The sequence below is a fragment of the Rahnella sp. AA genome (assembly GCF_002834385.1).
Taxonomy (GTDB): domain Bacteria; phylum Pseudomonadota; class Gammaproteobacteria; order Enterobacterales; family Enterobacteriaceae; genus Rahnella.
The window spans coordinates 64,998-79,472 of the sequence record NZ_PITQ01000013.1 but is presented as its reverse complement, the minus strand read 5'-3'; the positions used below and the strand labels follow the sequence as shown (position 1 = coordinate 79,472).

At 50.4% G+C, this 14,475-nt stretch carries 13 protein-coding genes; 2 read left to right on the top strand and 11 right to left on the bottom strand.

Annotation, left to right across the window (positions count from 1 at the left end):
* Positions 1 to 596 precede the first annotated feature (596 nt).
* The 9 genes from CWS43_RS23555 to CWS43_RS23515 form a co-directional block, all read right to left on the bottom strand.
* Entirely contained in the window at positions 597 to 821 is a 225-nt protein-coding gene (locus CWS43_RS23555) for a hypothetical protein (RefSeq protein WP_101079565.1), read from the bottom strand.
* Entirely contained in the window at positions 818 to 1,501 is a 684-nt protein-coding gene (locus CWS43_RS23550; protein WP_101079563.1) for a DNA methyltransferase, read from the bottom strand. The genes CWS43_RS23555 and CWS43_RS23550 overlap by 4 nt, the downstream gene beginning before the upstream one ends.
* 715 nt (positions 1,502 to 2,216) lie before the next feature.
* A complete protein-coding gene (locus CWS43_RS23545) occupies positions 2,217 to 2,933 on the bottom strand; it encodes a plasmid SOS inhibition protein A (protein ID WP_101079561.1) in 717 nt (238 codons plus the stop codon).
* Positions 2,930 to 3,376 (bottom strand): conjugation system SOS inhibitor PsiB family protein, encoded by a 447-nt coding sequence (locus tag CWS43_RS23540; protein ID WP_101079559.1) that lies wholly within the window; start codon positions 3,374 to 3,376, stop codon positions 2,930 to 2,932. Before CWS43_RS23540 ends, CWS43_RS23545 begins: the two co-directional genes overlap by 4 nt.
* Before the next feature lie 37 nt (positions 3,377 to 3,413).
* Complete coding sequence (locus CWS43_RS23535) at positions 3,414 to 5,504, bottom strand: ParB/RepB/Spo0J family partition protein (protein WP_101079557.1); 2,091 nt, start codon at positions 5,502 to 5,504, stop codon at positions 3,414 to 3,416.
* Between the two features lie 70 nt (positions 5,505 to 5,574).
* Positions 5,575 to 5,805, bottom strand: a complete 231-nt coding sequence (locus CWS43_RS23530; protein ID WP_101079554.1) for a DUF905 family protein — start codon at positions 5,803 to 5,805, stop codon at positions 5,575 to 5,577.
* Positions 5,806 to 5,864: 59 nt separating this feature from the next.
* Complete coding sequence (gene ssb / locus CWS43_RS23525; RefSeq protein ID WP_101079552.1) at positions 5,865 to 6,416, bottom strand: single-stranded DNA-binding protein; 552 nt, start codon at positions 6,414 to 6,416, stop codon at positions 5,865 to 5,867.
* Between the two features lie 1,631 nt (positions 6,417 to 8,047).
* Complete coding sequence (locus tag CWS43_RS23520) at positions 8,048 to 8,326, bottom strand: hypothetical protein (protein ID WP_101079550.1); 279 nt, start codon at positions 8,324 to 8,326, stop codon at positions 8,048 to 8,050.
* On the bottom strand, positions 8,326 to 8,961 hold the full coding sequence (locus tag CWS43_RS23515; RefSeq protein WP_101079548.1) for an AAA family ATPase: 636 nt from the start codon (positions 8,959 to 8,961) through the stop codon (positions 8,326 to 8,328). The genes CWS43_RS23520 and CWS43_RS23515 overlap by 1 nt, the downstream gene beginning before the upstream one ends.
* A 583-nt stretch (positions 8,962 to 9,544) precedes the next feature.
* Here CWS43_RS23515 and umuD point away from each other — a divergent pair.
* Both umuD and CWS43_RS23505 read left to right on the top strand, forming a co-directional pair.
* A complete protein-coding gene (gene umuD, locus CWS43_RS23510; RefSeq protein ID WP_101079546.1) occupies positions 9,545 to 9,967 on the top strand; it encodes a translesion error-prone DNA polymerase V autoproteolytic subunit in 423 nt (140 codons plus the stop codon).
* On the top strand, positions 9,967 to 11,232 hold the full coding sequence (locus CWS43_RS23505) for a Y-family DNA polymerase (protein WP_101079544.1): 1,266 nt from the start codon (positions 9,967 to 9,969) through the stop codon (positions 11,230 to 11,232). The genes umuD and CWS43_RS23505 overlap by 1 nt, the downstream gene beginning before the upstream one ends.
* Here the strand turns inward: CWS43_RS23505 and CWS43_RS23500 are convergent.
* Together CWS43_RS23500 and CWS43_RS23495 are read right to left on the bottom strand one after the other, a co-directional pair.
* Positions 11,229 to 11,936 (bottom strand): SOS response-associated peptidase family protein, encoded by a 708-nt coding sequence (locus CWS43_RS23500; RefSeq protein WP_101079542.1) that lies wholly within the window; start codon positions 11,934 to 11,936, stop codon positions 11,229 to 11,231. The two genes, CWS43_RS23505 and CWS43_RS23500, sit on opposite strands and share 4 nt — an antisense overlap.
* Before the next feature lie 669 nt (positions 11,937 to 12,605).
* Complete coding sequence (locus CWS43_RS23495) at positions 12,606 to 13,655, bottom strand: RepB family plasmid replication initiator protein (protein ID WP_101079540.1); 1,050 nt, start codon at positions 13,653 to 13,655, stop codon at positions 12,606 to 12,608.
* Between the last annotated feature and the right edge of the window lie 820 nt (positions 13,656 to 14,475).

Genomic DNA, 14,475 nt, shown 5'->3' with positions numbered 1-14,475 from the left:
TTCCAGCCCCCGCGCGATAACGGAACCGTGATGACCACACCGGACAGGAGCGAATGCACACACCCGACACGACGTAAGGCGTGGCGTCCTTAGCGCCGGTGGCTTTATTACCGGCAGTGACAGCGGCGCGGCCATCTGGCCGCTGCAAGCGGGGTGTTGATGTTGCGTCAGGATGGAAACCCGCGGGCAAAGCCCGCAAGGGCAGAGACAGCTTGCTGGCTCTGTGCGCAGCATGACAGCCGTGCCCGCAGGGTGACGCCCAGCCCGAACAGCTTTTACAAGACAATCAGCACAGGAGGAAGAAACAGAGGAGTCATCAGAGGCACAGCAGGCACAGCAGGCACAGCAGGCACAGCAGGCACAGCAGGCACAGCAGGCACAGCAGGAGAATGAAAACACAGCCAACGCATACCCGGCATACAAACAGAAACCAGCATCAGCCTATATATCCCGGAATATGCACTACCCCCTCGAAATGAACGGGCGGCCGCAGTGGCGTAGCCACGGCAGCGCCTGTTCAATGGCCGTTAACGTTCGCCCTGGCAAACATCGGATACAGGCTATAGCCCCGCCGTGCGGGGCCATGCTTGCAACGGTCAGTCTTTGAAGCCGTGGTCGAGTTCGTTCATCTGTTTATAGATTTCCAGTATTTGCGCGTTGAGTTGGTTGATCACTTGTCCGGCAAGGCGCTGCGTCAACTCTTCACTACCCCAGAAGTATTTTTTCTCAAACGCCCGGAACTGTTCGCGTAACTCAAAAGTCGCATTAGCCAGCGCCGCCACGTCCACCCGCAGGTCGATATTATTCTGATAGTTGCTCATGCCATGCTCCCGTATTGCTGTGAGACTGAAACCGGTGCCGCAGGGCGCCCACACTGAAACTCTGTAAGACGACGTAATCCCGCCGCGTGGTATTCCTCTAAGAGTTCGATTCCAATCCACCGGCGCCCGCACTGCGCCGCCGCGACGCAGGTGGAACCACTGCCACCAAACGGGTCGAGTACAATGTCGCCGGGCTGCGTGAAGGACTCGATCAGCGGCCGCAGCGCGGAAACCGGCTTTTCGGTCGGGTGGTAGCGGTTGCCGGAATACGCCCACGGCATCACGTCAGGCAGCGGATTTTCCGGTAGCGGCGGGCGGCCTTTGGCCAGCACGTAGGCGCTTTCATGGCGATAGCCGACAAATGCCGATTTTGACGAGTAGGCTTTGGTGAATACGATGTGGCCTACGACGCGAAAACCGGCGGCTTTCCACGCGGCCATAAACTGATCAACCCTGTTCCAGCCGTAAAAGCTGACCGCCAGACTGTCATTTTTAAGCACACGGAACATCTCGCGGCTGACCGGAAGCAACCAGTCACCCTGTTTATCATTGGCAATAGACCGCCCGGAACGGTCAGTAAAACCGACAAGGTACGGCGGATCGGTGAGGATGAAATCAACCGAACGGCGCGGAAATTTGGACATGACCTGCTGACAGTCACCCTGCATATATCGGGACATAGCGTTACTCACATAGAGAGCCGGAACCGGCCGGCGCCGTGCCCCCACGACAGACGTGCCACAAGCCGAGCAAAAAAGGGCTGACGCGGAAGCCGCAGCGGCGGTATGAACGGGCTGAATGCGCCGTGAATACCGGTGACCGGGTGACAAGGCAGGTTAACGACCCCTTTGAAGAGAGGCGGCACGTCTACAGTGCGGGCACGGGGTTGGCGCTAACTTTTTGAGAGATCAAGCCGCGACAAATAGGCAGAAGAAATACAACCGGAATGACCAGGAACAACGCATGAGGAGCAACGCGACATCATTAACGTTCCCGCCCTGGCGGGAACTGTGCCAGCGGCGCGGCATTAGCCGATGCAAGCTGCGAGAAAGGGCGTGAGGAAAACAAAAATGCCGCAGCGAAAGCCACGGCATTTAATGGGGAAGATGGAATGTTAGATGATGCCAACCAATCTATAAGTCAATGTAATTAAAGTTAAAACGATTGCGCCAACTACATATAAATAATTTTTTCCAGACTTCCGATACTGAATGCTGCAATAAATTACTGCGAGTAAATTTAAAATAACTATTAATACGAGCATGATAATTTCCTTTATCAAAATTATGGCGTCATATCTCTCATGCGCTCTTGTGTTGGTGCGTCTTACACTCTGAGAATGATTTTACATTCTAAGGATATTGAAGGAACGCAGATTTCTTCAGCAAACCTGTTTTAGCGATTTGTAGCGAGCCGGTTAGGCAACAACTGAGTATCGAGCCACTGCTGAGCCGCCGAACGTTGTGACAGTTCGCCGTTCATCTCATCGAGGATCGCCCACAGCGGCTGCCCCGAACAAAACGCCTTGTCCTGCAGGCCGGTAAACCGCCCGCTCCACGCCGCTAACATATCCGTCAGGTCGTCATCGTAGATGCCCCGTTTTTCCTGCCGTTTGTACCATGCGGTCAGTGCTGACGGCGTGATAAACGCCAGCTCAATTTCTGCCTGTGCCACAGCAGTCTGATAGCGCCTGCGCTTCTGCTGGCGTTCCTTTTCCTGCTGTTTTTCCCTGCGGCTGTCGCTGACATCCCAGCGGCGGTGCTGACGTTCACTCAGGCGATAGCCGGTTTGAGGAAAATACTGGCTGACGGCACAGCCCGACAGCGGCAGCGGGCAAACGTCACCACGACTTTCAACCAGTTTATCGAGCGCCGCCAGATAGCGTTCTTTCGGTTCACCGGCCCGGTCTTTGGGGTTGTAGTTCAGCGCGGCGCGTTTCACATCGGTAGCGGTAATAGCACCGGCCTCCCCGCCGCGCAGCTGGCGGAGCAACGCCACGGCATAAGGATATTGTCCCCGCCGACGCCTACCGTCCTCCACATCAATGATGGCCTGCAGCGCAGCAGCCTGAAACGGGTTCACGGGCACTAACGAAAGGTGACGAGGGATCATACTGCACCCCCAGTTTTTCGCAGCGCCGCAGCCAGTTGCTCAGGGGTGTTCAGTCCGGTGGCAACCAGCGTTTCTAGTGTGCGCAGGGCATCAAAAATCAGCGCAGGCTCAAACGTTTCGCTGCAGCAAAGCCACGCCACCGATGCCCCGCAGTCAAAAGGCAGGCTCACCTGCCAGTAAGGCACATCGTCGCTGCTGCTGGTCAGGCAAACCACAACCGGTGGGTGAGATTTCATGCTCAGCCTGATATTTACCGGCGCACCGGCACCAAACTCGCAGCGGTGCTCCATGTCGCACAGCCAGTTATCGGACAGGTGCAGCTGGTGGACAATGCCACGGCTCAGGTCGCTACGGGAAGCCTCACCGCGCTCTGCGTACTGCTCCAGCTCACTGCCGTTCATCGTGTGTAACTCGGCAAACGATAATTCATTCAATCGGGTCATGTCGTTACTGCCGCCCCTTGCGAAGCGGCATCTCCTGTCAGGCGGCAATGTTGTCAGATTCAGAGGCGTTTGCGGTGGCTTCTGCGTCGGTTTCCGGCCCTCCGGCATCAGTCGCAGTGACCGCGTCACTTTCCGGTAACGCGATTGGGGCAGCGACCGGCAGCAGACAGTCAGGTACCCAGCTGGTCAGCAGGATTTTCTCTTCAGCCAGTTCAGCCGCATCGGCTTTCTTCATCTTAAGAACGTCGCGCGATGCACCGCCCAGACCTGCCTGAGACAGGCTGTCAGAAATCTGCTCTTTGCTGATACGCCCGAAAAAATTCGCCTTGGTCGGCAGCCACCAGTCACGCAGCGTGAAGCCCAGCAGGTTTTCCACCGGCTCGAGGTCTTTACCCGCCTTGCCATCTTTGTCGCTGAGACGTTCTGACGCACCGTCGAGCGTTCTGGCAAGGCAATAGCCCATTACGTTAATCAGCGCCTGCGTGTCCCACGTCAGCAGCCAGTCCCAGCTTTTATGCCAGTCCTGTGGCAGCAGTTTCTGCCACGCGTCGTGCATCGCAGTGAGGTGCTGCATGGCCAGACCGTCGGCAGACGTCGGCGCATTGTCGAGCATCAGTCCGGTTTTGGCATGCAGTGTTACTTTGAGGGTCGACGGGTTATAAGACCGGTGGTCGAAAGTGGATTTCAGGCAGTCATGGACAAAAATCACCAAAGCCATTTGCGGTTGTTCTGCCAGTGCAGCCTGTACTGCCAGCGTTCTTTCACTGGAGAGGCTTTTTGCCAGTACAGCCGACAACGGTTTCGCCTGCGGCACTTCCGGTGTGCTGTCTTCAGTGCGGATGCTGGCAATGGTATTGTTCACACCGGCTTTTTTCTCGACTTCAGGGATATCGCTTCGCAGCATCACGCCACGGCGCACGCTGATAACGTTACCACGCAGGGAAGCCACCACCCCGCCGTTAGCACGCACATCGTCAGTCCATGCGCGGTTCTCAGCGTTTTGTTCGATGGCAGACATTTCGGCCTGACAGGCGTCAGCGGCCTGTTCCAGCGCGTCGTGGTCTGCGTCATCGCTGTCGTCCTGCTCAGATAATGCCTCCAACTGCTTATCCAGCGCTTCAAACCGCGCACTTTCCGGGGGGGTCAGTTCACCGTGGGGCAGGTTGAGTAACAGGTATTTTTGCGCGTCGTCGCCGTAGGTGCTGATGCCCTCAGCGCGCCCCTCTGACCATTTCCAGCCCTCGGCCTGTGCGATACCGTCTGCGACTTCGGTGAGTTTCTGGCGGGTTAATGTATCGAGAAGCACTGTATCCGTGATAAACCCTTCGTCGGTGAACAGGTCGTAGCGGAACCCGCCGCCCGCCTGTTCGTAGGCGTCACGTCCGACGAACTCCAGCAGACGGTGACCTTCAGCGGAGACTTCCCCCCTCAGCACTGACTCACGCAGCTCTTTCGGGTTGCGATAATAACCATAGGCATTTTTCCAGACGTCCAGCTGGCGTTCGTGGTCTTCAGAGGCAGACAGCGCCTGCAGCTGATCGACGTTGATTTTGTCTTCAGCCAGTTCAGCAAGCAGTGCCGGTGCCATCCCTGCAAGGCGCAGGAATTTCTGGACGTGTTGGGTGCTGTACCCCATCAGGCCACCGATTTCTGCTGCCGTTTTGCCGCTGGCACTGATGCGGGCGAACGCCATAATCTGGTCAGCCGGATGCATGCTTTCGTGCTGGAAGTTCTCGATGGCTGATACCACCTCTGCCACGTCATCGCTGATGGTTTTCACCGGCACGGCGTAATCCGGTGCGATCGCCCCCTCGTTCAGCAGGATACTTAGCGCACGAAAACGGCGTCCACCGGCGGCGACACCCAGCTGGCCATCAGGCAGGCGGTGAACAATAAGGTTATGCAACACGCCCACGGCTCTGATGCTGCCGGCCAGTTCCTGCAATTTTGCCGCATCCGGCTCTGCTTTACGCACATTCAGCGGAGACAGAGACAGCTGGCTGAACGGCACCATCTGGACCGGCGTATTCGCCAGCGCCTGCTCAACGGCATCGTTAACGGCGGTATTTTTAGGACGTTTTGTGGATTTACTCGCTTTAGAAACTGCTTTAGACTCGGCTACTGACATAATTGATACCTCGTAAGTTTTGATTTTGTCTGCCGGACGTTTTCCCCGTCCGGCACCTCACTTCACTGCCTTACTGCTTTCTCACACCACATCTGATGATGTATCTGTTAAGACCAGCCCCTGCTTCAGGCTCAAAATCCCACGCCCGCCACACCATCTGCCGGTCAATGCGAACGACAATGCGAAAATGCGTGCCCTGATCGTCCTCGATGGCGATATTCTCGTAAGCATCTGCAACGGCTTCAGCCTGTTGGCGGGTAAAAGTGTCTTCCGGCAGCAGAACGTGATCGTGGTTTTCCATAACTCGGTACTCCTTGTGATACCCCGCAAATACGGGGCGGTTAATGTCTAAGGTCATCTTCAGAACGGGATATCATCGTCAAAATCAACCGGCGGGAATTCTCCCCCCTGCGGTGCGGATTGCTGCGCCGGTGCCGTTTTGGTGGATTTTTTGCCGCGCGTGGCTTTTGCTGGTTTCGGGTCAACGGCAGGCTCACCGGAATGAGACGGCGCATTTGCCGGTGCCTGTGAACCCGCTGCGTCACCCGACTGACGGTTGCCCTGTGCGCTGCCCAGCATCTGCATCGTGCCGTTTGCCTTGACCACAATTTCCGTGGTGTAACGGTCGATGCCCTGCGCGTCCTGCCATTTGCGGGTCTGCAACTGACCTTCGATGTAGACTTTTGCGCCCTTGGTCAGGTATTCACCGGCTATCTCAGCAAGCTTTCCGAACACGACCACACGGTGCCACTCGGTTCTTTCGCGCTGCTCGCCGGTGGCTTTGTCACGCCAGTTTTCGGACGTGGCCAGCGTCAGACTGGCGACCGCGCCGCCGTTTGGCATGTAACGGATTTCCGGTGCCTGACCTAAATTACCCACGATGATGACTTTGTTAATTCCACGTTCTGCCATGATGACTCTCCTTATCTTTCAGGGCTTTTAGCCCATATCTTCGGTAAGATTCGCTTTGTCGCGACCTTGACGTTTTGTGGTATCCGGCTGGATTTCTGGCTGGGTGTTACCACATCTCCAGTTGAGTTCCTCCGCCGCAAGGGCGTAAAAAAACACCGACGAGGGCGAACGTCCGGGGCGAACACGAAAGTTTTCGGAGGTACGAGGAAAAGTTTTGAGGGCGTTTATTTACCCTAGACGGACGACAGCGGCTGTGTTTTGGTCAGCCCCGGCGAGAGGGGCTTAACTGGAGAGACGACACCATAGATGGACGTAGCGGATACCACCGCAACGACGACGAGCGGCAGCGAATCGCCGTTGCCCGACAGCGGCCTGCTGCTTTACCGCAGGCCAGTGAAGCGGCGCGGCCGTTGGCCGCTGTAAGCGTGGTTTTGCGTCAGGATGGAAGCCCGAAGGGCAGAGACAGGCAGCCTGGCTCTGTTCACGACAGCCGGGCCGAAGGTGACGCCCTGCCCCTGATTTTCCGAAACTGCAATTTACTTATATATGTATATGAATGAAACTCTGTTCAAAAAGAACCAACCTCAGCAATGCCTATCGCGCCGTTTACTGTAATTCGCCTGAACTTCCTCATGCATTATCTGAACGCATTTTATTCTCTCAGCAAAACACCACAGAGAACTTTAAAAAACATTAAATGTTAAATAGTAAGTATTAAGTATGAATTATGAACAATGAAGTACTACGTAATAAAGATAGTTATACTTTTGATCATAAATAATAATTATGAAGTAGTAAGTATTATCATTCATTAACATGTTAACCATGTTCATAAGCTCTACCTCACGCACACGCCCCCCGTCATAGAATCAACCCGACACCACGCATTAATCACATGCATGAATTATGAATTGTGAATTCATAAATAACACTTTTGAACTTTTAATACCTCTCTATCAGCATGCTTGCATAGACACTCGACTTCCCAATGTCTCCCACGCTGTTCTCTATGGATAAGTATCCTTTCAAGCTAATGGTAAATGTCACTGAGGAGTTAGGAGTTAGGAGTTAGGAGTTAGGAGTTAGGAGTTAGGAAGTATGATGTAATAATTCATATTGCATAGGTATGAATTGCGGATAGCGTCTAAACAATAAAGAATTGATTAAGTAACAACTAATACTTCACACTTATGTGTTGTGACATACACTCTGAGAAAATCATACAAAGACGGGCATGCCTTCAACGTTTTTCGGAGAAGTGCAGTAATCGATAGGATGTGTCACTTATGAAGTATGAAGTATGAGATATCATTTATTCAGTAATATAGTTTGCTATGCCTGAGCTTAAAACCCACGAAAATCACATTTCACACTTGGTATTTCACAAATAATCTAAGCCACAGGAGGGCAGTGTTAAGTGTGATTTATTACTTAATACTTATTATCTAATAATGATTAAACCCACTCAGAAATGATTCCGATACCTTGGATTGAGAGTGTTCTTGAAACGTTGATCTCAATGGGAGACGTTGGAAAGGAGAGAAGGCAATAAGGAACTCGGTGGCTAAGGAAATGTATGAGATTGGTGAAAACGGCATTGGTAGCCGCTTGGTTACCAATGCCGCTTGGTATCAAACCTTTTGAAGGTAAGTATCCAGGGCATCACGAATGATTGCACTTACGCTTTTCGGGCTAATACCATTACGCTTATTATGCAGGGCAAGATCTTCAATCTCTCGCAGCGTGTTCTGAGGTAAAGAGATAGTTGTCCTTGTCAGAATTTCCTGCGCAGGTTCAGCAACAACTTTTTCGTCACCATAAGGGCGGTCGGCCAGTCTGTTAGCCAGAGCATCAGCTTCAGCTTCTGTTACGACTCGGCGATTTGAAAATGGGGGTTTCTTTAAGGCCATTAAAATACCTCATTCAGCAATGCCAGAACTTCTGCCTTGGCTTTTTCGTTAGATGTCTCGAGTACTGATTTACCTTCTGACATAACATCACGGTAAACCTTTCGGTAACATGCTGTGGCGGTCAAAGGAATGAGCCCTTCAAACTCACGCACATACTCCAGAAACTCATATCGTTCGTTACCCTGCAACAGCGGATTAGTCGTCGCCATACTTTGATAGCAGTAGGCCTTAAGCTCAGGATTCAAATCGCGCATACTTTCCAGCTGCTGCTGCAGTTCAACCATAGTATCCAGGTCTAACTGTGAACACTGGTGGGGCGCGATAATCTGATGGGCAACGGTCCCCCCCGTGATCAACTCCCGGCTGTTGCGTCCCGCGACGTCCACGATGACATGAGCAAACTTTTCATCCAGACTTCTCAGCGTTTGGGAAATGTTGTCTCGTTTTTCAATCAGGGTAATGGATGGAGTGATACCTGAGGCTTCGCGCTCTGCATACCATCTGGAAGCGGAACGCTGAACATCAGCATCGACAAGACAAACGTCCTCTCCACGAAGAGCCAGACCAACTGCCAGATTGATGGCCGTTGTTGTTTTGGCAGCACCGCCTTTATTGCATCCAATAATCGTGATCATTTGTCACCTGTGATATCGAAAGTAGCATTTCCTAAATGATAACTCATAAAATATATATGTGAAGTATTATCGAGTAATTATTATGTATGAAGTAATACTTATTCATATAGCTTGCTTTTTCAATAAACAATAGTTACGGCGTAACTTCGCAACCGAGAAAAATTAAGACTTTATAAACATACAGTTAACTATAAACCAATTGCAGACTTTAGCCCTGCCCGCTTACTGTGGGCTTAGAGAAAATTAAGTCGAACCGCGAGATTCTAACCAGAACATTGCCGGCAGAGAGTACTTCCCAGCATCAAGTGCTACATTTCATCAACAAGAACCCTCCGTATGCATGCGTAAGAAATACCGCTTTAATTTAATCCCCCATGACTCCATCAGTGAGAAAAAGCTTCGTCATATTCCAAACATATTTAAAGTAAGACAGAAGAAACGTTGGGAACTAGAGGAGTAGGGGGCACAATTTTTGTTTCCTTGCCGATCAGGAGCCTAAGACTTTTCTAAGCATCAGCCCTTCACAAGCTAAAGAGCCCATGACTATACTGTATGCATAAACAGTATTTAGTGAGTATCAATCATGAATGTCTTTTACCCAACACCTGAGCCTTTGAAGCTGCTGACTCCTTTCTTTCAAGATAAAGTTCAGGCTGGATTTCCCTCGCCGGCTCAGGATTATATTGAGAAGGGCATTGATTTAAACGAGCTCTGTATAAATCATCCGGCCGCTACTTATTTCGTGATGGCCACAGGGATGAGTATGGTTGATGCGGGTATTTACGAAGGTTCGATGCTTGTTGTGGACAGGAGCCTGCAGGCAAAGCACGGCGATATCATCATTGCTTCACTTGCAGGTGAATACACTGTTAAGCGCCTCTGCTTACACCCGGTTGTTCAGCTGGTGCCAATGAATCCGGACTTTCCTCCCATCGTGTTGCATGACGGTGGAGATGAACTGGAAGTGTTTGGCGTGGTGACTTTCAGCATCAACGGATTTCAGTAATGTTCGCCCTGGCTGATGTAAACAGTTTTTATGCGAGCTGTGAAACTGTTTTCAGGCCTGACCTGAAAGGAAGACCTGTCGTGGTTTTAAGCAACAACGATGGTTGCGTAATTGCCCGCAGCGCCGAAGCAAAAAAACTCGGTATCAAGATGGGCGATCCGTTCTTCAAGATGCGGGCGCTTTTCGAGCAGCATAAGATCGTGACATTCAGCAGTAACTACGCGCTCTATGCAGATATGAGCACACGGGTAATGACGGTGTTAGAGGAAATGTCTCCGGCTGTAGAAATATACAGCATTGATGAGGCATTCATGAATTTGCAGGGAGTCAGTAACTGCAAGGATCTGGAGGAGTTCGGAAGGGAAGTGCGAGCCAAAGTTCTCCAGTGGACCGGACTCACTGTAGGTGTCGGCATTGCACCCACCAAAACTTTAGCAAAATTAGCCAATTACAGCGCAAAAAAATGGACAAAGACGGGTGGCGTTGTTGACCTTTCGCTGGCGGCACGTCAACTAAAACTGATGGCTCTCGTTGAAGTCGGTGAAGTCTGGGGTGTTGGACGCAGGATTTCGAAAAAGTTAAATGATATGGGGATTAAAACTGCCCTGCAGCTTGCAGATACCCCAACTCCCCTGATCCGTAAGCACTTCAACATTGTGCTTGAACGTACGGTAAGGGAGCTCCGTGGAGAACCGTGTTTAGAACTGGAAGAGTTCGCACCGACCAAACAACAAATCGTTTGCTCAAGGTCATTCGGTGATCGTGTATCAGAATATGATCTGATGCGCGAAGCGATATGTAGTCATGCCGTGCGTGCTGCAGAGAAACTCCGGGGTGAGGATCAATACTGCCGGCATATCTCTGCATTCATCAAAACAAGTCCTTTTGCTGTCAATGAAGTCTATTACGGTAAAACGGCGGGAACCAAGCTTCAGATACCGACTCAGGACAGCAGGGATATCGTGGCTGCGGCAACTAAATGTCTGGATGCAATCTGGCAAGATGGCCATCGCTTTCAGAAATGCGGCGTGATGCTGGGGGATTTTTACAGTCAGGGTGTCGCCCAGTTGGGTCTTTTCGATGAGTACCAGCCACGCTCAAATAGTGAGCAACTCATGGCGGTTCTCGATGGAATCAATCATAGCGGGAAAGGGCGGGTGTGGTTCGCTGGCCAGGGCATGCAAAAATCCTGGGAAATGAAGCGTCAGATGCTCTCTCCAGCATATACAACACGCTTCAGTGAACTCATGCGCGTCAAACTTTAAATTCTTGGATCCCCAACAGGCTCGATTAGCTCGGAACCATTATTTCGTATGCTACCAACTTTTTTATTCACCGGATGCCATTGAAATTCAGAAGGAGGTTCCGATTGCATCTGCGCAATCTCAAGAGCGCGCTGCGGGGAAGTATCGCAGTCTAACCATTCCAGTGCATCTGAGGGCTCTAATACCAGTGGCCGGCGGTCATGGATATCCAGTAGCCCTTCGTCGCTCGCAGCTGTGACGATAACAAAGCCATCATCATCCGGGACCTCTAAGGCATCAGGGTGAAAACGACTTATCGCAGCGAAAAATAAGGGAGAATGCGATTTATGGTAGAGGAAGTAAGGTTGTTTAATTTTCGGATCAGCCGGGTCTTTTTTCCATTCATACCAGCCATCGGCCATCACTAACGCGCGTCCATGTTCGAACAGGGGTCTGAACATCCTGCTCGTTGCCACTGTCTCTACACGCGCGTTAATCATCGGTGGGCGCTTTGATTCTTTTGCCCAGGCGGGCTGATACCCCCAGTTAACAGGATCGAGAAAGATTTTATCATCGCGTTGATTGAGTATGAGCACACGCGTCCCGGGAGCGACGTTATAACGGCCAATAGGGATGTCATCGATGCCGCCTGCGAATTCTCTGTCAGGGGAAAGCACATCGATATAGTGAGAACGCGGTTCGTACTGGGTAAATCGTCCACACATAAAAGAGCCCTCAGTTGGAATTCTAAGTATAGACGGTACACATGCTGAGAGGATTTCAAATAGCGGCACGGCTAAGCGCCCAAAATAGTGGATCAAACCGTTTTGAGGATAAGTGCCAGACACAATGCCTAAGAGATCTCATAAGGAGTGTTTCACGAATATCACAGCAGAAGTGACAGTGTCTCAAATCCCCCCTACAACAATCGCTTACCTACAGTAAGGCATTTTACACATCCACTATAGAGAGCATTCTCTTTGAGTGGGCATATATCCACTATGGTAAGTACCAACCACTACAGCGAGTGATATCCACTAGAGTGAGTAGAAAACCACTGTAGTCAGTAACGACCACTATGATGAGTATTAACCACTACAAAGAGCAAATAGCGACAGATCGTAATAAGTTAGTGACCACTGACTCAGCGGCTATATAGGATTGCGGGTTAGTGACTACTAGGGGGGTAATGTCGAAATAAGTAAATAACCACTACAGTGAGTAGAGATTACTGACGACAGTGGTTAGCTGAATTTTATAATGCCCGGCTTGCTGTTTGCAGTGGATAGTCTGCTCACTACAGTGGTTGGCTTGCTTACCACAGTGGTTAAGGAAAAAGCCTGCTATCAACTTTCAGCAGACTTTCGGCTTCAGGGAATGACAGGGTAATGAAACTATTTCTTAGCCTGGCGAAGTTGTTCAAGCAACTCAAGCTCTTCTTTGGTCAGCATAACCATCTCACGCGGCGCTGCCGAATCGCTATCCTTCTCAGCGGGGACATCAATGATATGTTCATCGTCCAGGACATCATAGACATCGTCACCAATACCCGTAGGGATCTGAGCCGGTCTCAATTTTGGCCGCCTATAGTGGATACAGAAGTATACGGCTTTGCCACGTTTTACCTCCGTATAATCGAGATAGCCGATAGCCTTAAGTTGTTCCATCGCCTTACGAACAGTTGCGTTCTGTGTGATGGCTCGTGATGTCAGATTAAGACGAGCACGCAGGCGGGACATAGAAATCGGAGCGGGATCTGTCGGAAGACTTTCGATGAACGTATAGAGAGCCTGAGCAGACTCTTTGCGGGAAAGTTCATTGATGGCACGAAGCTGGAGAAGAACTTTTTTATCGAACTGGTACAGTTCAAAAATCTTCGGATCTGCCTGCAGCTCTACGGCGTCCTTCTTCGGGCTGTATTTTGCTGACTGAACAAGGTGAGTAACGTAATAGTCCCCCTCTTTGTTCGAAAAAGACAAGGTGTTAGTTGCGATACGCTCAAGAGAGGCTTCCAGACGCGCCCTGAGCTTCGCTGAGGAGCGTGCTGAGGGAATGCCACATAATTTAGCGAACTCAACGAAAGGCAGGTATACAGAGTCTCCCAGGACCTTATGCTTTGCAAAAGCATGGATGATCCCAACCCAGGTCTTGAAATCGTTGTCCATATCAAGCCGTGCACCGGTGATCTTAATGTTCTCATATCCTTCAGACTTCACGATCGAAAGCTGCTTCAGCTCAGAAGTGACATCCATTGAGTTCATCTGACCCTTACGGCCTCGGGCAGTAGACTTCAAAGTGGGTACAAATAAGCCCAACCGCATCAATGCTACAGGCTGAACAGTGTTATTGCTGTTAGGAACCAGAGTAACAAGTTCACCCGTTCGCTTATCGGTTTCAGAGAAAGCCTTCGCTATCTCTATGTTTTTAGGCTCATTTTCGGACATTATCAGCTCTCACAAGGAATGTGGATAAGAGACTCGTAATACACAATACAGTGGATAGTAACACTCACTATAGCGGTTTTACCACAGGTCATAGTGGTTAGTTTGCTTTTCACAGTGGTTGTTTTACTGATTACAGCGGTTAACGATCTTCATTTTTCCCAGATATGACAAGGCCTGCAGAGGGGCGGGGATCTCTTTGGGTCTTATAGGTTCTATAAGGATCTTATTATTGGATCGAAGCATAGGATAACTTTAAAAACAGAGCGTTAAGTTTGTGGATAAAGATCCGCGCAGTGATCACAGACGAGAACCCGCCCTGTGATTAAACTGTGAACATTAATTTGACCACATCAATTACCTTAAGAATTATTTCAAGATTTCAGCAAATTATTAAAGTCACTTTGCAAGAACACTATCCACAGCTCAATTGCTGATTTACTCACTGTAGTGGTTTTGTGCCACTCACCAGCGAAGTTAGAATACTGTCTATAGCGGATGTTATGCTCTTTACAGTGGTTAGATCACTTGTCATAGTGGTTAGCAATGTGCCTTCAGGCCTTATAGAACCCGGCTTGCGAAGGTACGGGGATCTCTTTTGATCTATTATATGATCTATATAGGATCTTATTATTGGATCTAGCCTGTGGAAAAGTGAAAAACGAGATAAGAATAAGTTTAGAAATTTCGATGTACTGTCTACTAAAACTGAATGTTCGTCGTAACGGGAAGTAATGTAGAACAAATCAGTTCTGGAACTCTACCAGGCCAATAAATTTTTAAAACAGAAGATGTCTCCTGACCTGCTCCCCGATGTTAGTAA